This is a genomic window from Cognatilysobacter xinjiangensis, assembly GCF_014651995.1.
GTDB lineage: Bacteria > Pseudomonadota > Gammaproteobacteria > Xanthomonadales > Xanthomonadaceae > Cognatilysobacter > Cognatilysobacter xinjiangensis.
On the sequence record NZ_BMXY01000003.1, the window covers coordinates 155048 to 172072 of the forward strand.

Below are 17025 nucleotides of genomic sequence, written 5' to 3' on the forward strand. Positions count from 1 at the left end.
GCGGCGCGCGGGCGGGTATCCTAGGCGGTCCGGAGCGGACCCGACCGACCGCCGCGCAGGCGGCCCGGTTCCGTTCCGCGTCCACCGCAGCCAGCCAGGGGAACGAGCCGAATGGCCCGCATCATCGCGATCGACCACGGCCGTGAACCTCGCCGCCGGGCTCGCCCGCGCGCCGCAGAAGGTGCTGCTGGTCGACCTCGATCCGCAGGGCAACGCGACGATGGGCTCGGGCGTGGACAAGCGCGCGATCGAGGCGTCGATCACCGAGGTGCTGCTCGGCGAGTCCGACGCGAAATCCGCCATCGTGCGCACCGCCGAGGACTTCGACCTGCTGCCCGGCAACATCGACCTCACCGCCGCCGAGATCCAGCTGATGGATCGCGGCGAGCGCGAGCAGCAGCTCAAGGCCGCGCTGGAACCGCTGCGCGCCGACTACGACTTCATCCTCATCGACTGCCCGCCGGCGCTGTCGCTGCTCACGCTCAACGCGCTGACCGCCGCGGACTCGGTGATCGTGCCGATGCAGTGCGAGTACTACGCGCTCGAAGGCATTTCGGCGCTGGTCGAAACGATCGAGGCCATTCGCGCGCGCCTGAATCCGAAGCTCGAGATCGAGGGCGTGCTGCGCACCATGTTCGACGTGCGCAACAACCTCGCCAACGCGGTGTCGGCCGAGCTCATCAACCATTTCGGCGACAAGGTCTTCCGCACCATCGTGCCGCGCAACGTGCGCCTCGCGGAGGCGCCGAGCCACGGCCAGTCGATCGTCGGCTACGACCGCGCCAGCCGCGGCGGCGTGGCATACCTCGGCCTCGCCGGCGAAGTGGTGCGCCGTGCGCGCGAGCGCGACGTCGCGGCGAAGAAGGCGCAGGAGGCTGCGGCATGAGCACGGCGAAGAAGCGCGGCCTCGGCCGCGGGCTGGAAGCGCTGCTCGGCCCGAAGGCCGCGGCGGAGGCGCCGCAGATCGTCGAGGCGCAGCCGGGCGACACGCTGCGCCAGCTCCCCGTCGACGCGCTGGTCGCCGGCAAGTACCAGCCGCGCCGCCACTGGGACGAAGCCAAGCTCGCCGAGCTGTCGGAATCGATCAAGGCGCAGGGCGTGATCCAGCCGATCGTGGTGCGCGAGATCCGCGACCACGGCGGCAAGACCTACGAGATCATCGCCGGCGAACGCCGCTGGCGCGCGTCCAAGCTCGCGGGCCTCGCCGAGATCCCGGTGGTGGTGCGCGAGGTCGACGACCGCACCGTGGTCGCGATGGCGCTGATCGAGAACATCCAGCGCGAGGACCTCAACCCGCTGGAAGAGGCGCAGGCGCTGCAGCGCCTGATCGACGAGTTCGACCTCACCCATGCGCAGGCCGCGGAAGCCGTGGGCCGTTCGCGCGCCGCGGTGTCGAACCTGCTGCGTCTGCTGGAATTGCCGCCCGAGATCCGCGTGCTGGTGGAAACCCGCGCGATCGAGATGGGCCATGCGCGCGCATTGCTGCCGCTGCAGCCGCAGGCCGCCGTCGCGCTCGCGCGGCAGGCCGCGGAAAACGGCTGGTCGGTGCGCGAGGTCGAGCACCGCGTGCAGCAGCTGATGGCGGGGCAAGTGCCAGGCGGCGCGAAGCCGCGCGCGGCCAAGGCGCGTCCGCAGGCCGACATCGTCGCGCTCGAGCGCGAGCTCGCGGAGACGCTGGGCACCAAGGTCAACGTGCTCAACGGCCGCGGCAACAAGGGCCGGCTGGTCATCCACTACAGCGACCTCGAATCGCTGGACGGCGTGCTCGAGCGCCTGCGGGGCCCGCGCGCGGGCTGACCGCGGTCGAACCCGGTCGAGGCTGCAGGCGCGCGGCGTACCGCAGCGTCGCCCTGCGGCGACGGCGGCCGCGGAACTATCGGCGACAATGCCGCTCCAACGGGCCCACGAGCCCCGTCGCACGGACGCGGCCACCCATCGAGATCCCCATGACGCCCGCTTTTCCGCTCTCCGTCGTCGTTCCGGTCTACAACGAGGCGGGCAACGTCGCGCCGCTGGTACGCGAGATCGTGCAGGCCCTGCGTGGCGTCACCGAGTTCGAGATCGTCTACGTCGACGACTGCTCGAAGGACGACACCGTCGCCGCGCTGCAGGCACTGAAGGCCGAGGCGCCCGAGCTGCGCATCGTGCGGCACCTGAGCAACAGCGGGCAGAGCACGGCGACGCGCAACGGCGTCAAGGCCGCGCGCGGCGCGTGGATCGCCACGCTCGATGGCGACGGCCAGAACGATCCGACCGACATTCCCAAGCTGCTCGCCATGCGCGACGAGTCGCCGGCCGACGTGAAACTGTTCGCCGGCTGGCGCGTGCAGCGAAAGGACACCGGCAGCAAGCGCTGGGCGTCGAAGATCGCCAACGCGATCCGCTCGCGGATGCTGCGCGATTCCACGCCCGACACCGGCTGCGGCATCAAGCTGTTCGAGCGCGAGGCCTTCCTCGACCTGCCCTACTTCGACCACATGCACCGCTACCTGCCCGCGCTGATGCAGCGCGCCGGCTGGAAGACGGTGAGCGTGCCGGTGAACCACCGCCCGCGCGGCGCCGGCGTGTCGAAGTACAACAACTTGAACCGCGCGCTGGTCGGCATCCGCGACCTGCGCGGCGTGGCCTGGCTGATCACCCGCTCGCGCCTCACGCGGACCGAGGAGGTCTGACCGTGGTGGGCGACTTCATGAACAGCCCGATCCCGTGGCTCGCGTGGACGGGGCTGCATGCCTCGCCGTGGAAACTGATCGGCCTGGTCGGCGCGGCCATGTTCGGCGGGCGCTGGCTGGTGCAGTTCACCGCCAGCCGCCGTGCCGGCAAGCCGGTGATCCCTCGCCTGTTCTGGTACATGAGCGTGGTCGGCAGCCTGATGACGCTGAGCTACTTCGTGTTCTCGCAGAAGCGCGACTCGGTGGGCGTGATCCAGAACCTGTTCCCGGCGTTCACCGCCGTCTACAGCCTGTGGCTGGACATCCGCCATCGCGGCTGGCGGCGCGACCGCGCCCCGCACTGAGCACTGCGCCGCCCGGCTGAACGGGCCCGCCGCGGCGCGGCACGCGTAAGTGCTTGCCCGCAAAGGGATCTGCGGCCATAATGCGCGGCTCGCTGCGTCCGCCGTCTTCCATCGGCGCGGACGTCCACCGGAAAGCGCGTTTTCCGGCACCTGCGAATCGCCCGCCGCGCTTCCTGCGTGCGTGGGCACCCCGCCCGCATCGCGCGACGCCCACAAGGCGCGTCGGGGCCGCCGCCTCCCTGGCCAAGGGAAGCCCAATACCTCTCGAGGTGCGTATGTCCAAGGTATGCCAGGTCACCGGCAAGCGTACGGTGACGGGTAACAACGTCTCCCACGCCAACAACAAGACCCGCCGCCGTTTCCAGCCGAACCTCCACGAGCGCCGCTTCTGGGTCGCTTCGGAGAATCGCTGGGTCAAGCTGCGTATTTCCGCCAATGCCCTGCGCACCATCGACAAGAACGGCATCGACGCCGTGCTCGCCGATCTTCGCGCCCGCGGCGAAAAGATCTGAGGAGTAGACGACGATGGCTTCCAAGCGCGACAAGATCCGCCTGATCTCCTCGGCCGGCACCGGTCACTTCTACACGACCGACAAGAACAAGAAGAACACGCCCGGCAAGATGGAAATCAAGAAGTACGATCCGGTGGTGCGCAAGCACGTGCCGTACAAGGAAGGCAAGATCAAGTAAGCCCTGGCTTGCGATCGCTTTCCTGCGAAAAACCCGCCTTCCGGCGGGTTTTTTGTTGCGCGGCCGATGCGTGTCGCGGTCAGTGCATGCGCGGGCCGCGACGGCGCTCCACGTAATCGGGCAGTACCTTGTCGGCGGCGGTGAGCGGCGTGACGCTCAGGCGCAGGCCTGCCGCGCCGAGCGCGCTCTTGACCTCGTGGAAGGTCGCCCATTCGGGCATGTCGCGAAGCGCGCTCTCGACCAGCGTCAGGTCCCCGGTCTCCCGGCAGGTGCGGAAGTACTCGGTGAGGTCGGCGGTGGAACGCAGGTAGTCCGCTATGCGTCGGTTCTCATCCATGCGGAGGTCGTCGCGGCTCGGGCGTGGGCCCCACGCTACCGCCCGCGTGTCGCGACCATGTCGACGTGCAGCGACGGCTCAGTATTCGCGCAGCATCGCCTCGGCATTGCGGCGGTCGAGCGCGGGCTCGGCCTGACCGGCGCCGGGTACCGGCGGCGGCGTGTACAGCGCCACCCGGTTGCGGCCGGCCAGCTTGGAGCGGTACATCGCCGCGTCGGCATGGGCGATCAGCGCCTCGTAGTCGTAGTCCGAGGCGCCCCGGGTGGCGACCACCCCGACGCTCGCCGTCACCGGCAGCCCGCAGCCGGTGGACCCTGCGTCGATCGAGGCGATCGCGCGGCGGCAGGCCTCGGCCGTGCGCATGGCCGCATCGGCATCGCAGTCGACCAGCGTCAGCGCGAACTCCTCGCCGCCGAGTCGTCCGAACAGATCCTGCTCGCGGCAATGCAGACGCCCGACGCGCGCGACCTCGCGCAGCACCCAGTCGCCGGCGGCATGGCCGCACTGGTCGTTGATCTGCTTGAAGTGGTCGAGGTCGAGCAGCAGCACGCTGACCGGGCGCCGTCGCTCGGCGCAGGCCGCGAGCACGGCTTCGGATCGCTCGCGGAAATGGCGACGGTTGGCCAGCCCGGTCAGCCCGTCGGTCTCGGCGAGACGGCGCAGCGAGCCGTGCATGCGGCGCGCGCGCCAGCCCCAGTAGCCGAACGAGGCCACCAGCACCAGCAGCAGCGCGATGGCCAGGCTGAAGTTCCACTTGGTGCGGCGGTCGACCTCCTGCTGCAGGCTCAGCAGGCGGTTCTTGCTGGTCAGCAGCGCGATCGACTGGTTCTTCTGCTTGATCTCATGGCGGCTGAGCTGGAACGCGTATTCGCGCGCCTTGATGTCGTCCAGCCGCGCCTTGTCGGCCTCGGCGTAGAGGCGGTAGTGGCGGAAGGCCTCGGCGGTGTCGCCGCGCTGCATCGCCGCCAGGTAGAGCACGCGGTGCGCGACGACGGTCGCCAACGAGGTCGGGTCCTGGCCGGGCGCGGTGACGATGGCGCGCGCCTGGGCCTGGGCCTTGGCGACGTCGCCCTCGTCGAGATGGAACTGCGCGAGAAGCTGGCGCACTTCGCCGATCAGGCGGGTGTAGCCCGTGTCGAGCGTCTCCGGCAGGTTCTTCTCCAGCAGCGCGATCGCCTGCTTGCGACGCCCGTGCGCCGCCCAATACTCGGCCAGCGTGGCGCGAATGGCGTTGACCGCCATCGGCTGCCGTTGCGCGGCGCAGTCGGCGATCGCCTCCTGGATGTCGCGCCCCTCGTCCAGCGTGCGTCCCAGTCCGTTGAGCGCACGCGCGCGGATCTGCCGTGCGCCGCAGCGGTTGTGCGGGTCAGGATGGTCGGCGAGCACGCGCTCGGCTTCATTGAGCGCGAGCTCGTAATGGCCGAATTCGTTGTAGAGCGTGCCGGCGACCGTGCCGCTGAGGTTGCGGATCGCCGGATCTTCGATGCGGTCGCGCATCGACAGCGCACGATCGAGGTAACGCAGGCCGACGAGGTAGTCGCGCTTGAGCGCGGCGATGTTGCTGACCAGCAACGCGGCGCGGTAGCGCAGTACCGGCTCGGGTGCCTGCTCGACGAGCGCCATCGCATCGGCCGAGGCGCCCTGGTAATCGCCCGCGAACGCGCGCCGGTAGTCCTGCAGCAGGCGAAGGTGGCGAAGCTCGGACTCGTCGGCCCGGTCGCGGTCGCGGGCGAGGCCATCGACCAGTGCCACGAAGCGCGCCGAATCCCCGCTGCGCACCGCATCGGCCTCACGCAGGCGATCGGCGAAGGACGTCGCGCACGCCATCGCGGGGAGCAGGAACAGGCCTGCCCCCAGCAGCAACGACCGCAGGGAATGGATTGCCATGCCGCGACTCCGCGCTCGGCTCGGAGACTGAATCCGAGCTGAGCATAACGCTTTACGCGCCCGGAGCGTCCTCGCTGCCCGGCTCGTCCTCGTCCGGCTGCTCGGCCGGCTCGGGCGATTCCTCGTCCGGCGACATGATCAGGCAGGCCATCACCGGCCGGCCGCTGAGCGCGGCGACGAGCCCGGCGGTGTCGCGGCCGAGCAGGGCGGCGCGCAGTTCGGGCTCGAGGCCGTCGACGGCGGCGACGAAGGCGTCGTCACCGTAAGGCGTGCAGGCGAGCTGTTCGAGCAGGAGCGGCAGGCTGGACATGGAGGAACTCCTCGTTTCAGGCAGGTACGGCGTCGGAATCGGCGTCGAGGCGCGCGAACAGCGCGCGCATCGCGGGATCGGGCACGGGCGGCCGCGCGGGCGGCACCACCAGCGTGGACTGCATGGACAACTCGGCGCCCGCCAGGCGCGAGAGCGGCAGGCGTTCCATGCGCGGCGTGGCGATCGGCAACGTGGCGGCCTCGTAGACCACCACCTCATGCTCCGGTGGGTAGTCGGCGAGCAGGCGGTCGACCAGCAACTGGCGATGCGCGCGCGTGGACGCATAACGGCGGCAGGCCGCGTCGCCGACCACGCCGACCTGCCACAGCACCAGGTGCGCGGTCGGGTCGATGCGGCGCTGGTAGAGCAGGAACTGGGTGGCCTCGTAGTGCTGGCAGCCCCAGCGGCCGGGATCGATGCCGAGGTCGGCGTAGAGGCAGGCCTCGGCCGAGACGCCGGGCTCCATCACCGCAGCGAGGCCTTCGGCACGGGCCTGCGCGATGGCGTCGTGCGGCACCTGTGCGAACACGCCGGGGTGGCCGTAGAACGCGGCGCAGACGCGACGGCCGGCGCGCACCTCGGCCAGCATCGCCTCGATCATCTCGCGGTAGGTCTGCCGGCGCGGCTTGCCCTCCGCGTAGTAGGGCTGGAGGCTGCGTGCGTCGGCGCGGATGGACTGCACCCAGAGCTCGACGACCGCGTCCGACGCGGCCACGAAGACGACGTCGGCCTGTTCCAGGTAGGCGCGGGCGCGCGGGGCCAGATGGCCGCCCAGCAGCATTCCCAGCCCGACGCAGGCCAGATGGCCCGGTCGCGCGCTCTCGATGTCCACGCAGTCGCTCCCCAACGACGACCGGCCCACCCTACCCCGCCGCGGGCGGCATGCCAACCGGCTGCAGCCAGTCGCCGCGGTCCAGCGCCCACTGCGCGGTGCCGGGCCGGTCGGGCGTCACGTCGACGAAACCGTGCGCGCGCAACAGGCGGCGCGACATGCGCTCGTTGGCGCCGGCGCGGCAGATGCCGACCAGCCGATCGATGCCGAGGCCGTCGAACGCATGCGCGACCAGCGCGTCGATCACCTCGTGCGAGTAGCGTGCGTTCCAGGCCGCGGGCAGCAGCATCAGGCCGAGTTCGGTGTCGCGTTCGCGACGGATCATCGCGCCGATGCCCAACGCACGGCCGGTATCGCGTTCGAGCACCGCCCAGGTGCGCAGGGCGGGCTCGGGATCGTCGAGCGCGGACAACGCCGCGGCGAACGCGCGCCGTGCCTCGTCGGGCGCGAGCGGCGCGGCGATGCGCGACATCACCCGCGGGTCGGCGTACAGCGCGGTGTACAGCGCCTCGTGCCGCGCCTGCAGCGGCGGCATCGACAGGTGAGGCGTCGACAGCGTGGCCAGCGTCATCGCGATGGATGCCGCACGGCCGCGGCGCCGCTGCACATCAATGCATCACGACCAGGCGCGCGCATCGGCGACCAGCGTCTCCACCACCGCGGGCTCGGCCAGCGTCGAGGTGTCGCCGAGCTGGTCGGCCGCGCCCTCGGCGATCTTGCGCAGGATGCGGCGCATGATCTTGCCCGAGCGCGTCTTCGGCAGGCCCGGCGCCCACTGGATGCGGTCGGGCGTCGCGATCGCGCCGATCGCGCTGCGCACGCACTGCACGAGTTCGGCGCGCAAAGCATCCGTCGGCTCGACGCCCGCCTTCAGCGTCACGTAGGCATGCAGGCCCTGGCCCTTGATGTCGTGCGGATAGCCGACCACCGCGGCCTCGGCCACATCGCGGTGCGCGACCAGCGCGCTCTCGACTTCCGCGGTGCCGATTCGGTGGCCGCTGATGTTGAGCACGTCGTCGACGCGGCCGGTGATCCAGTAGTCGCCATCGGCATCGCGTCGCGCGCCGTCGCCGGTGAAGTACATGCCTGGATACGTCGAGAAGTACGTTTCGATGAAGCGCGCATGGTCGCCATAGACGGTGCGCATCTGGCCCGGCCAGGAATCGAGCAGCACGAGGTTGCCCTCGCCTTCGCCCTCGACGGCGCGGCCCTCGGCATCGACCAGCGCGGCGCGGATGCCCGGCAGCGGCTTCGTCGCCGAACCGGGCTTGAGCGGGCCGGCGCCGGGCAGCGGCGAGATCAGGATGCCGCCGGTCTCGGTCTGCCACCACGTATCGACGATCGGGCAGCGCGAGTCGCCGACGACCTCGTAGTACCAGCGCCAGGCTTCCGGATTGATCGGTTCGCCGACGCTGCCCAGCACGCGCAGCGACGCGCGCGAGGCGCGCTTGACCGGCGCCTCGCCCTCGCGCATCAGCGCGCGGATCGCCGTGGGGGCGGTGTAGAAGATCGTCACGCGATGGCGGTCGACGACGTTCCAGAAGCGCGAGACGTCGGGGTAGTTCGGCACGCCCTCGAACACCACCTGCGTCGCGCCGTTGGCCAGCGGGCCGTAGACGACGTAGCTGTGACCGGTGATCCAGCCGACGTCGGCGGTGCACCAGTAGACGTCGTCCTCGCGCAGGTCGAACACCTGTTCGTGCGTCCACGCCGCCCATGCGAGATAGCCGCCGGTGGTGTGCAGCACGCCCTTGGGCTTTCCGGTGCTGCCCGAGGTGTAGAGGATGAACAGCGGGTCCTCGGCGTTCATGCGCTCGGGCTCGCAGACGTCCGGCTGGCCGTCGACCACCGCGTGCATCCAGCGGTCGCGCGGCATCTGCATGTCGATGCCGGCGCCGGTATGGCGCACCACCAGCACGGTCTCCACCGAATTCGTGCCCGCCAGCTTCAGTGCGGCATCGACGTTCGCCTTGAGCGGCACGCGCCGGCCGCCGCGGCAGCCCTCGTCGGCGGTGATGACCAGCTTGCTGCGGCAGTCGGCGATGCGGTCGGCGATCGACTGCGGCGCGAAGCCGCCGAACACCACCGAGTGCACCGCGCCGATGCGCGCGCAGGCCAGCATCGCGACCACCGCGTCGGCAGTCATCGGCAGATAGATCGTGACGCGGTCGCCGCGGCGCACGCCGAGGTTGCGCAGCGCGTTGCCGAGCCGGCAGACGCGCGCATGCAGCTCGCGGTAGCTGATGCGCTGCGCCTCGCCGGCCGGATCGTCCGGCTCGACGATCAGCGCGGTGCGGTCGCCGCGCGCGTCGAGGTGGCGATCGAGGCAGCTGACGCTGGCGTTGAGCTCGCCGTCCGCATACCAGCGGATGCGGAAGTCGTCGCGGTCGAAGCTGACGTCGCGGATCTCGGTTGGCGCGCGCATCCACTCGAGCCGGCCGGCGAGCTCGCGCCAGACGCCGTCGGGATCGCGCGCCGCGCGCTCGCGCAGGCGGGCGGCGCCGTCGGCATCGAGGCGGGCACGGGCGGCGAAGGCGGGATCGACCGGGACGGTCTCGGGCGTCGACATGGTGGGCTCCGGCGAGGGACGCCCCAGTGTGCCGCAGCGCCGCCGGGCCTCACAGCGCGGCGCGTCGCACCGTACGCCACGCGCGCGCCAGTTCGAGCGCGGAAGGCAACACCCCGAACACGGCCGACGTGAGCAGCACCGTGATGATGGTCGCCCGCGCGAACGGCGGCTCGCGCCAGCGCACCGACCAGTCGGCCGGACCGGCCTGCAGCAGCGGCACCAACGCGTCGCGATGCAGCAGCGCGATCAGCGCGAGGCCGAACCACGGCACCGCATCGAGCGCCACGTGGATCTTCTGCTCGGTCGGGCCAATGCGCCGCACGCTGTCGGCGAAGCGCGAATCGCGCCAGGACGTCCAGCCATGCAGCGCGACCAGCGCGGTGGAGAGCAGGAACACCGGCGCGGTGACCTCGAGGAACAGCACTGCGAGCACCGGCACGCCCATCTGCAGGCACATCAGCAGGTGCATGGCCGACTCGCGCGTGCCGGCGCGGCACTCGATGCGATCGCGCCAGTGCACCAGCACGTCGGCCACGCCCGCGGCCAGCCACAGCGGGTAGATCACCGCGCCGAGCAGCGTCCACAACAGCGAAGCGGGAAGTACGTCGTCCATCGACGCGCAGCATCCGACGCGGCCGGTGATCGGCGGGTGCGGGTCACAGGCCGAAAGGATAGGTCTCCGGCACGCCGCCGCTGTGCGGGCCATCCAGCGCCTCGACGGCGCGCGTGGTCTCGAACCAGACGTAGGCATCGAACTGCCGCGCCAGCGAGACCTCGGCGTAATGGCTCCAACGCTCGGTGTCGGGCCGGTAGATCACGCCGATGAAGCGCTCCAGCCGCTCGGCGAGCAGCTCGGCGCGCAGCTCGGGGTCGGCATCGCGCAGGTGCAGCACGCCACGCGGCTCGCCGGCGTCGAGGAACTGCCGCTCGACGCTGCCCGCCATCGACGGCCTCACGTCCATCACCCGCATCGGGGCATCCCAGTCGTTCGCGGCGGCGACGGTGCCGCTGTGCGTGCCGAAGCCGATCAGCGCCGCCTCGTCGCCGAAATGCTCGCGGCAGAGCTGGCCGAGGTTGAGCTCGCCGCGCTCGCTGCCCATCTCGGTGTGGCGGGCATCGCCGATGTGCGAGTTGTGCGCCCAGACCACCGCGCGCGACGCGCCACCTTCGTTTCGCAGCAGCTGCAGCAGCGTCTCGAACATGTGCGAGTCGCGCACGTTCCAGGATTCGGTGGCACCGCGGTACATCGCGCGGTAGTAGTTCTCGGCGTTGGCCACCAGCCGCGCGTTCTGCTCGGCCTCGAAACCGTCTGCGCCGTCGCGGCGCGCGAATTCGACGCGACGGTCGAGCATCTCGCGCAGCATCGCCAGCACGCTCTCCTCGCAGCGCACGTGCTCGTGCGTGAGCGCGGCCAGGCCGTAGTGCGCGGGGTCCTTCATCCACGGCATCAGGCAGCCGTAGCGCTGGCGTGCGATCGCCGCGGTATCGGGGTCGACGTCGTCGAGGTAGTCGATCACCGCGCGGACCGAGGTGTTGAGGCTGTAGAGGTCGAGCCCGTGGAAGCCGGCGCGATCGTCCGCCGCGCGAGCCGCGTTGAACTGCCGCAGCCAGCGGAACAGCGCCGCCGCCTCGGCGTTGCGCCACATCCAGGTGGGGAAGCGGGTGAACGGGGGTGGTGCGTCGGCATTGGGCTCGCGGTGGCGCACGTGGCGGTCGATCACCGCCGCATCCGGCCAGTCGGCCTCCACCGCGACGATGCGGAAGCCGTGGCGTTCCACCAGCCGCTTCGTGATCGCCGCGCGCGCCCGATAGAACTCGGACGTGCCGTGGCTGGCTTCCCCCAGCAGCACCACGCGACAGTCGGCATAGCGGTCGAAGGCCTCGGCGAAGGCGGAATCGTCGATGTCCGGCAACGGCTCGATGGCGTCGCGGATGCGCGCCGGCAGGCCGTCGTGGCTGCGTGCATCGCCGCGCAGCGCGCCGCGCGACGGGGAAATGCCGCTTTCTCGTTGCATGGCCTCGCACTCCGGAAGGCATCGACGCTAGCGCCGCGCGGGTCTGCGGAGCATCAAGCAGCGGCCGTCGCAACGCTGCGTGCGCGCGGACACCACGCCCGGCTCCGGCGCGCGGCCTAGCATCGCGTTTTCCCCATGCACGGAGCCGGACATGATCGACCTGTACTACTGGGCCACGCCCAACGGCTACAAGCCGCGGCTGCTGCTCGAGGAGGTGGGCCTCGAGTACCGAATCATCCCCGTCGACATCCGCGCGGGCGAGCAGTTCAGGCCAGAGTTCCTCGCCATAGCGCCGAACAACCGCATCCCCGCGATCGTCGACCATGCACCTGCCGACGGCGGCGACCCGCTTTCGCTGTTCGAGTCCGGCGCGATCCTGCTCTACCTCGCCGACAAGACCGGCCGCTTCATCCCCGCCGACGTGCGCGGCCGCGCGGAGGTCCTGCAGTGGCTGTTCTGGCAGATGGGCGGCCTCGGCCCGATGGCCGGCCAGAACGGCCACTTCAACGTGTACGCACCGGAGAAGGTGCCCTACGCGATCGACCGCTACACCCGCGAGACCGCCCGCCTCTACGGCGTGCTCGACAAGCGCCTGGCCGATCGCGAGTACGTGGCCGGCAGCGAGTACACGATCGCCGACATGGCCATCTACCCGTGGATCGTCCCGCACGAGGCGCACAAGCAGAACCTCGACGACACGCCCCACCTCAAGCGCTGGTTCGCGCAGATCGGCGAGCGCGAGGCGACCAGGAAGGTCTACGCCGATGCGAGCGCCGCCTACGCCAAGCCCATGACCGACGAGGAACGCCGCGTGCTGTTCGGGACGCCGGCGAAGTAGTCGCGGCGGCGTCGCGACACCTATCGCCGCATCGCACTGCGACTGCGACTGCGACTGCGACTGCGACTGCAGGCAAAGCTCTCATGTCTTCGCGCAGCGACGGGCGCGCGGCACGTAACACGCAACACGCGAGCCGTCGGCAATCGTAAGACCCGAAGGGCGGCGGCCATGGATGGCCGCCGTTCGCACCCGAGCCAGGATGGCGAGTGTGCGAATCCCTGCGTCGCATCCGATCGCGAGCTGTAGATCTGATCGGGGAGGGTGCTTTCTTTGGTTACTTTCTTTGCACCAGCAAAGAAAGTGACTCGGGCGCGTCAGCGCGCGAAACGCCGTTGCCTTTCGACCTCGCAGCAATCAAGCACCAAGCCGCGGCACAATTCGCTCAGAGTTCGAACGCGCTCGTAAACACCCGCCGCGCCCCATCCAGCGGATCCTCGAACTCCACCGCCTTCGCTACCAGCTTCAACGGCCCATCCGAACAGGCTCCGCCATACAACCGATCCCCCACGATCGGCGACCCCAATCCCGCCATATGCACCCGCAGCTGGTGCTTCCGCCCCGTCACCGGCTCCAGCGCATACCGCCAAACGCCATCGCCCCGCTCGATCACATCGACCACGCTGATGGCATTCGCGACACCCTCCATCTCCCGCATCGCGGGAAACGGCTCGCCGCGCACCAGCCGGCTCTCGCGGATCACCGGAAAAGCGACCCCCGGCAACGGCCCTGCCAGCGCCTCGTAGCGCTTGCGGATGCGCCGCTCGCGAAACAGCGCCGCATACGCATCGCGCGAACGCGCACGCAGCGAGAACAGCACCAGCCCCGCCGTATCGCGATCGATCCGGTGCAGCGGCGCGATGTCGTCGATGCCGAGCCGGCGCACCAGCCGCGCCAGCAACGTATCGCGCACGAAGCCGCCCGCCGGTATCACGGCGAGTCCGTGCGGCTTGTCGACGACGGCGATGTCGTCGTCCACGTGCAGCAGCGTTTCCAAGCCGGCGCAAGACGGCTCGTCGATCACCTCGCGGTAGTAGAAGACCTCGCCGCCGGTATGCAGACGTGCCTGCGCGTCGAGTGCGTGCCCGTTGCCGCCCAGCACGCGTCCGCGCGAGAAGCGCGAAGCCCACGTGGCGCGATCGACGCTCGGAAAGCGCGCGCAGAGCGCGTCGAGATAGGTGGCCCCGTCGCCCGGCCGCAGCTGCACGCGGCTCGCGCCGACGCCATCGAGGGCCGGCGGGCGGAACGCGGCCACTCAGCGCTGCGGCGGGGCCGCGAGTTCGCGACGGTCGAGATAGCCGTCGCGGTCGCGATCCTGCCGGGCGAACGTGGCCGCCAGCGCGGCGCGATGCTCGGCCAGCGAGATCGGCTTGCCGCGGCCACCGGGCAGCTCGGCGGCGGACACGACGCCGTCGCGGTCGACGTCCATGCGCTCGAAGGCATAGCCCATCCATGCCTGGAACTCGGGCAGCGAGACGCGGCCGTCGCCGTCGGTATCCATGCGCGCGAGATAGTCGCCGCTGGAGGTGACCGGCCCGGCCGCGAGCGCCGCGCCCGCAAACGACGGGGCCGCGCAGATCAGCGCGGCCCCGAGGTGGCGGATCGCCCGGCGCATGTCAGTGCGCCGGCGCCAGCGCATAACCCTTCATGCGGGCCGAGAACTGCTGCAGCGAGGCGATGCCGCTGGCCTCGGCCTCCTGGCACCAAGCGTGCAGGCGGGCCAGCGTGGCCTTGGCATCGCTGGAGCGCTCGTCCAGCACCTGCGCCAGGCGCGCGCGGTACTCGGCGACGGTGGCGAGCTTCGGACGTTCGGCGAGGAACGCGGCGAGACGCGCCTTCTTGTCCTCGTCGAGCCAGCGGCCGCCATCGGCCAGGCCCTTGCGCAGCTTGGACGGCAGCAGCTGGCTGGCCTTGGCGTTCATCGCCGCCGCTTCCTCGCGCAGCGCTGGCAGCGTGACCGTGCGGTAGTAGTCGGTCATGGCCTGGAAGCGGATCGCGAGCAGCGCCTTCAGCGTCTCGCCGTCGGGCATGGCGATGTTCGGGCGCACGTCGAGGGTGGGCGCCACGCGCAGCACCTTGGCGAGGCGCAGCGCCTCGAGCGCCTTGATCGCCGCCCAGCCGATGTCGAACTCCCAACGACGCAGCGCGAACTTTGCGCTGGACGGGAAGGCGTGGTGGTTGTTGTGCAGCTCCTCGCCGCCGATCCACACGCCCCACGGGGTGAGGTTGGTCGCGGTGTCGGTGGTCTCGAAGTTGCGGTAGCCCCACCAGTGGCCGAGGCCGTTGACGACGCCCGCGGCCCAGAACGGGATCCACGCCATCTGGATCGCCCACACGGCGACGCCCTTGAAGCCGAACAGCGCGAAGCTCAGGAACAGCAGGATGGTCGGCCCCATCGTGGCGTACGGCGTGTAGAGCTTTCGCTCGATCCAGTCGTCCGGGCAGCCCTTGCCGTACTTCTCGATGTCCTCGCGCTCGGCGCGAGCGGCGCGGTAGAGCTCGACGCCGCGCCAGAACACGGTGCTGATGCCCTTGAACTGCGGGCTGTGCGGGTCGTCCTCGGTCTCGCACTTGGCGTGGTGCTTGCGATGGATCGCCGCCCATTCGCGCGTGATCATCGAGGTGGTCAGCCAGCACCAGAAGCGGAAGAAGTGCGCCAGCACCGGGTGGAAGTCCACCGCGCGGTGCGCCTGCGAGCGGTGCAGGTAGAGGGTGACGGTGAAGATGGTGATCTGCGTCGCCACCAGCAGGTAGACGAGCATCGATCCCCAGCCGAGCTGCAGCAGGCCGCCGGCGAGGAAATCGGTGAGCGAAGCGGACATCGAGTACTCCGGGTGAAAGCGGCGCGCACGCCGAGCCGCACGCGCGGCACCGGCATCATGCCATCGGCTATCGCGCATCTGGGCGCGCGGAAGCATCGACGGGTGCGCGGTTCATGCACGGGCCGGGCTCGCCATCGCGTGAAGGCGGCCGCCGCTTGTCCGGAAACGCGACTGCCACCACGTTCCGTGCACTGACCAACGGCCGACCCGATGCCCGAACTGCCTGAAGTCGAAACCACCCGCCGCGGCCTCGCGCCGCATGTCGAGGGCCGCCGCGTGACCGGTGTGGTGCTGCGTCGGCCCGACCTGCGCTGGCCGATCCCGCCGCAGGTGTCGAACGCGCTGCCCGGCCAGCGCATCGACGCGGTGCGCCGTCGCGCCAAATACCTGCTGCTCGACACCGCCGTCGGAAGTGCGCTGCTGCACCTGGGCATGTCGGGCAGCCTGCGCGTGCTGCCGGCCGACACGCCGCTGCGCGCGCACGACCATGTCGACCTCGCGCTCGATACCGGCCGCGTCCTGCGCTTCAACGACCCGCGCCGCTTCGGCTGCCTGCTGTGGCAGCCGGTCGGCGAGACGCACGAGCTGCTGGCGGGCCTCGGCCCCGAGCCGCTGTCGGACGCCTTCGATGGCGACTACCTCTACCGCCTCTCGCGCGGCCGCCGCGCGCCGGTGAAGACCTTCCTGATGGACCAGGCGGTGGTGGTCGGCGTCGGCAACATCTACGCGGCCGAGGCGCTGTTCATGGCCGGCATCGCGCCGCTGCGCGAGGCCGGCAAGGTTTCGCGCGAGCGCTACCGCCGGCTGGCCGAGGCGGTGAAGGCCATCCTCGGCTATGCCATCACCCGCGGAGGCACCACGCTGCGCGACTTCATCAGCCCCGATGGCGCACCCGGCTACTTCGAGCAGGAGTTGTCGGTTTACGGGCGCGACGGCGAACCCTGCCGTGCCTGCGGCCGCGCATTGCGGCTGTCCACCATCGGCCAGCGGGCGAGCGTGTGGTGCCCGGCCTGCCAGCGCTGACCGCCGGTCCAACGGCGGGTCCGACCATGCCCTCCGGCCCAAGCCCGGTGCAGCCTGCAGGGGTATAGTCGCACCGTGAGGACGGGACGCCGATGAGCGACAGCGCGGACATCACCAACTGGCTGGACGCCGCGCGCGACGGTAACCGCGAGGCGCTCGACCGCGTGCTCGGCACGCTGTACGAGGAACTGCACGCGATGGCCCGGCGCCAGCTGGCCGGCCAGCAGGAGCAGACGCTCGACGCCACCGCGCTCGTGCACGAGGCCTACCTCAAGCTGATCGGCAGCCACGGCGCGCAGTTCGGCGACCGCGCGCACTTCTTCGCCTATGCCGCCACCGCGATGCGCAGCGTCGTGGTCGACCACGTGCGCCAGCGGCTGGCGCAGAAGCGCGGCGGCGGGCTGGAGCGCGTGACGTCGATCCCCGAGGACGGCGAGGGCGCGATCCGGCTGGACGAGGACCTGCTCGCGCTCGACGGCGCGCTGGACAAGCTCGCCGCGGTCGACCCGCGCCTGGCGCAGGTGGTCGAACTGCGCTACTTCGGCGGCCTGTCGGAGCTGGAGATCGCCGCCCTGCAGGAGCGTTCGGAGCGCTCGATCCGCCGCGACTGGCAGAAGGCGCGCCTGTTCCTGCTCGCGAGCCTCGAAGGCGACGAGCAGGCCGCCTGATCGCCATGCGCGGTCGGTGAC

At 70.7% G+C, this 17025-nt stretch carries 19 protein-coding genes and 1 pseudogene; 9 read left to right on the forward strand and 11 right to left on the reverse strand.

The genetic code is table 11. The features are described 5' to 3' along the window. Window positions 1–127: 127 nt before the first annotated feature. From IE066_RS11505 to rpmG, 6 genes and pseudogenes are all read left to right on the forward strand, one after another. Window positions 128–886, forward strand: a pseudogene (locus IE066_RS11505) (ParA family protein); the annotation flags it as partial. Next, window positions 883–1797: a ParB/RepB/Spo0J family partition protein gene (locus IE066_RS11510; RefSeq protein WP_189449988.1), complete on the forward strand. Its 915-nt coding sequence runs from the start codon at window positions 883–885 to the stop codon at window positions 1795–1797. The pseudogene IE066_RS11505 and the gene IE066_RS11510, both read left to right, overlap by 4 nt. A gap of 149 nt (window positions 1798–1946) precedes the next feature. After that, a complete protein-coding gene (locus tag IE066_RS11515) occupies window positions 1947–2672 on the forward strand; it encodes a glycosyltransferase family 2 protein (RefSeq protein ID WP_189449990.1) in 726 nt (241 codons plus the stop codon). Window positions 2673–2689: 17 nt separating this feature from the next. Continuing rightward, window positions 2690–3016, forward strand: a complete 327-nt coding sequence (locus IE066_RS11520) for a lipid-A-disaccharide synthase N-terminal domain-containing protein (RefSeq protein ID WP_425488939.1) — start codon at window positions 2690–2692, stop codon at window positions 3014–3016. Window positions 3017–3291: 275 nt separating this feature from the next. Beyond that, entirely contained in the window at window positions 3292–3528 is a 237-nt protein-coding gene (gene rpmB, locus IE066_RS11525) for a 50S ribosomal protein L28 (RefSeq protein ID WP_133477832.1), read from the forward strand. Between the two features lie 13 nt (window positions 3529–3541). Beyond that, window positions 3542–3706 carry a 50S ribosomal protein L33 gene (rpmG, locus tag IE066_RS11530; protein WP_036137644.1) on the forward strand — a complete coding sequence of 55 codons (165 nt, stop codon included), beginning with the start codon at window positions 3542–3544 and terminating at the stop codon, window positions 3704–3706. A gap of 79 nt (window positions 3707–3785) precedes the next feature. Here rpmG and IE066_RS11535 read toward each other — a convergent pair whose 3' ends face one another. The 8 genes from IE066_RS11535 to IE066_RS11570 all read right to left on the reverse strand — a co-directional run bounded on the left by IE066_RS11535 (window position 3786) and on the right by IE066_RS11570 (window position 11656). Next, entirely contained in the window at window positions 3786–4043 is a 258-nt protein-coding gene (locus IE066_RS11535) for a hypothetical protein (RefSeq protein WP_189449994.1), read from the reverse strand. A gap of 78 nt (window positions 4044–4121) precedes the next feature. Continuing rightward, window positions 4122–5930: a tetratricopeptide repeat-containing diguanylate cyclase gene (locus IE066_RS11540; RefSeq protein ID WP_189449996.1), complete on the reverse strand. Its 1809-nt coding sequence runs from the start codon at window positions 5928–5930 to the stop codon at window positions 4122–4124. 52 nt (window positions 5931–5982) lie between these two features. After that, complete coding sequence (locus IE066_RS11545; protein WP_189449999.1) at window positions 5983–6240, reverse strand: hypothetical protein; 258 nt, start codon at window positions 6238–6240, stop codon at window positions 5983–5985. Window positions 6241–6256: 16 nt separating this feature from the next. Next, on the reverse strand, window positions 6257–7072 hold the full coding sequence (locus IE066_RS11550; RefSeq protein ID WP_308427447.1) for an SAM-dependent methyltransferase: 816 nt from the start codon (window positions 7070–7072) through the stop codon (window positions 6257–6259). 31 nt (window positions 7073–7103) lie between these two features. Then, window positions 7104–7643: a GNAT family N-acetyltransferase gene (locus IE066_RS11555; protein ID WP_189450001.1), complete on the reverse strand. Its 540-nt coding sequence runs from the start codon at window positions 7641–7643 to the stop codon at window positions 7104–7106. 45 nt (window positions 7644–7688) lie between these two features. Further along, on the reverse strand, window positions 7689–9641 hold the full coding sequence (gene acs, locus IE066_RS11560) for an acetate--CoA ligase (RefSeq protein WP_189450004.1): 1953 nt from the start codon (window positions 9639–9641) through the stop codon (window positions 7689–7691). Window positions 9642–9690: 49 nt separating this feature from the next. After that, window positions 9691–10254, reverse strand: coding sequence for a diguanylate cyclase (locus tag IE066_RS11565; RefSeq protein ID WP_189450006.1), 564 nt, complete (start codon window positions 10252–10254; stop codon window positions 9691–9693). Between the two features lie 43 nt (window positions 10255–10297). Continuing rightward, the gene (locus tag IE066_RS11570; RefSeq protein WP_189450008.1) at window positions 10298–11656 is read right to left on the reverse strand and encodes an erythromycin esterase family protein; all 1359 of its coding nucleotides are present in this window, start codon (window positions 11654–11656) and stop codon (window positions 10298–10300) included. A 151-nt stretch (window positions 11657–11807) separates the two neighbouring features. Here IE066_RS11570 and IE066_RS11575 point away from each other — a divergent pair, with 151 nt between their 5' ends. Continuing rightward, entirely contained in the window at window positions 11808–12494 is a 687-nt protein-coding gene (locus IE066_RS11575; RefSeq protein ID WP_189450011.1) for a glutathione binding-like protein, read from the forward strand. 382 nt (window positions 12495–12876) lie between these two features. Here IE066_RS11575 and IE066_RS11580 read toward each other — a convergent pair whose 3' ends face one another. From IE066_RS11580 to IE066_RS11590, 3 genes are read right to left on the reverse strand one after another with little or no spacing between them, the layout of a single operon-like run. Next, entirely contained in the window at window positions 12877–13746 is an 870-nt protein-coding gene (locus tag IE066_RS11580) for a pseudouridine synthase (RefSeq protein ID WP_189450014.1), read from the reverse strand. After that, window positions 13747–14106: an EF-hand domain-containing protein gene (locus IE066_RS11585; RefSeq protein ID WP_189450016.1), complete on the reverse strand. Its 360-nt coding sequence runs from the start codon at window positions 14104–14106 to the stop codon at window positions 13747–13749. 1 nt (window position 14107) lies between these two features. Continuing rightward, on the reverse strand, window positions 14108–15313 hold the full coding sequence (locus IE066_RS11590; RefSeq protein WP_189450018.1) for a DesA family fatty acid desaturase: 1206 nt from the start codon (window positions 15311–15313) through the stop codon (window positions 14108–14110). Window positions 15314–15523: 210 nt separating this feature from the next. On the opposite strand from IE066_RS11590, the gene mutM reads away from it, so the two are divergent. Together mutM and IE066_RS11600 are read left to right on the forward strand one after the other, a co-directional pair. Further along, a complete protein-coding gene (gene mutM, locus IE066_RS11595) occupies window positions 15524–16336 on the forward strand; it encodes a bifunctional DNA-formamidopyrimidine glycosylase/DNA-(apurinic or apyrimidinic site) lyase (RefSeq protein WP_189450020.1) in 813 nt (270 codons plus the stop codon). A gap of 92 nt (window positions 16337–16428) precedes the next feature. After that, window positions 16429–17004: an ECF-type sigma factor gene (locus tag IE066_RS11600; protein ID WP_189450023.1), complete on the forward strand. Its 576-nt coding sequence runs from the start codon at window positions 16429–16431 to the stop codon at window positions 17002–17004. Window positions 17005–17025 lie beyond the last annotated feature (21 nt).

What these genes read in the sequence shown, in the direction of transcription:
- rpmG (WP_036137644.1), top strand. Translation starts at nt 3,542, where the DNA reads ATGGCTTCCAAGCGCGACAAGATCCGCCTGATCTCCTCGGCCGGCACC.
- rpmB (WP_133477832.1), top strand. Translation starts at nt 3,292, where the DNA reads ATGTCCAAGGTATGCCAGGTCACCGGCAAGCGTACGGTGACGGGTAAC.
- IE066_RS11545 (WP_189449999.1), bottom strand. Translation starts at nt 6,240, where the DNA reads ATGTCCAGCCTGCCGCTCCTGCTCGAACAGCTCGCCTGCACGCCTTAC.
- IE066_RS11590 (WP_189450018.1), bottom strand. Translation starts at nt 15,313, where the DNA reads ATGTCCGCTTCGCTCACCGATTTCCTCGCCGGCGGCCTGCTGCAGCTC.
- IE066_RS11575 (WP_189450011.1), top strand. Translation starts at nt 11,808, where the DNA reads ATGATCGACCTGTACTACTGGGCCACGCCCAACGGCTACAAGCCGCGG.
- IE066_RS11535 (WP_189449994.1), bottom strand. Translation starts at nt 4,043, where the DNA reads ATGGATGAGAACCGACGCATAGCGGACTACCTGCGTTCCACCGCCGAC.
- acs (WP_189450004.1), bottom strand. Translation starts at nt 9,641, where the DNA reads ATGTCGACGCCCGAGACCGTCCCGGTCGATCCCGCCTTCGCCGCCCGT.
- IE066_RS11570 (WP_189450008.1), bottom strand. Translation starts at nt 11,656, where the DNA reads ATGCAACGAGAAAGCGGCATTTCCCCGTCGCGCGGCGCGCTGCGCGGC.
- IE066_RS11520 (WP_425488939.1), top strand. Translation starts at nt 2,690, where the DNA reads ATGAACAGCCCGATCCCGTGGCTCGCGTGGACGGGGCTGCATGCCTCG.
- IE066_RS11510 (WP_189449988.1), top strand. Translation starts at nt 883, where the DNA reads ATGAGCACGGCGAAGAAGCGCGGCCTCGGCCGCGGGCTGGAAGCGCTG.
- IE066_RS11565 (WP_189450006.1), bottom strand. Translation starts at nt 10,254, where the DNA reads ATGGACGACGTACTTCCCGCTTCGCTGTTGTGGACGCTGCTCGGCGCG.
- mutM (WP_189450020.1), top strand. Translation starts at nt 15,524, where the DNA reads ATGCCCGAACTGCCTGAAGTCGAAACCACCCGCCGCGGCCTCGCGCCG.
- IE066_RS11540 (WP_189449996.1), bottom strand. Translation starts at nt 5,930, where the DNA reads ATGGCAATCCATTCCCTGCGGTCGTTGCTGCTGGGGGCAGGCCTGTTC.
- IE066_RS11585 (WP_189450016.1), bottom strand. Translation starts at nt 14,106, where the DNA reads ATGCGCCGGGCGATCCGCCACCTCGGGGCCGCGCTGATCTGCGCGGCC.
- IE066_RS11555 (WP_189450001.1), bottom strand. Translation starts at nt 7,643, where the DNA reads ATGACGCTGGCCACGCTGTCGACGCCTCACCTGTCGATGCCGCCGCTG.
- IE066_RS11600 (WP_189450023.1), top strand. Translation starts at nt 16,429, where the DNA reads ATGAGCGACAGCGCGGACATCACCAACTGGCTGGACGCCGCGCGCGAC.
- IE066_RS11515 (WP_189449990.1), top strand. Translation starts at nt 1,947, where the DNA reads ATGACGCCCGCTTTTCCGCTCTCCGTCGTCGTTCCGGTCTACAACGAG.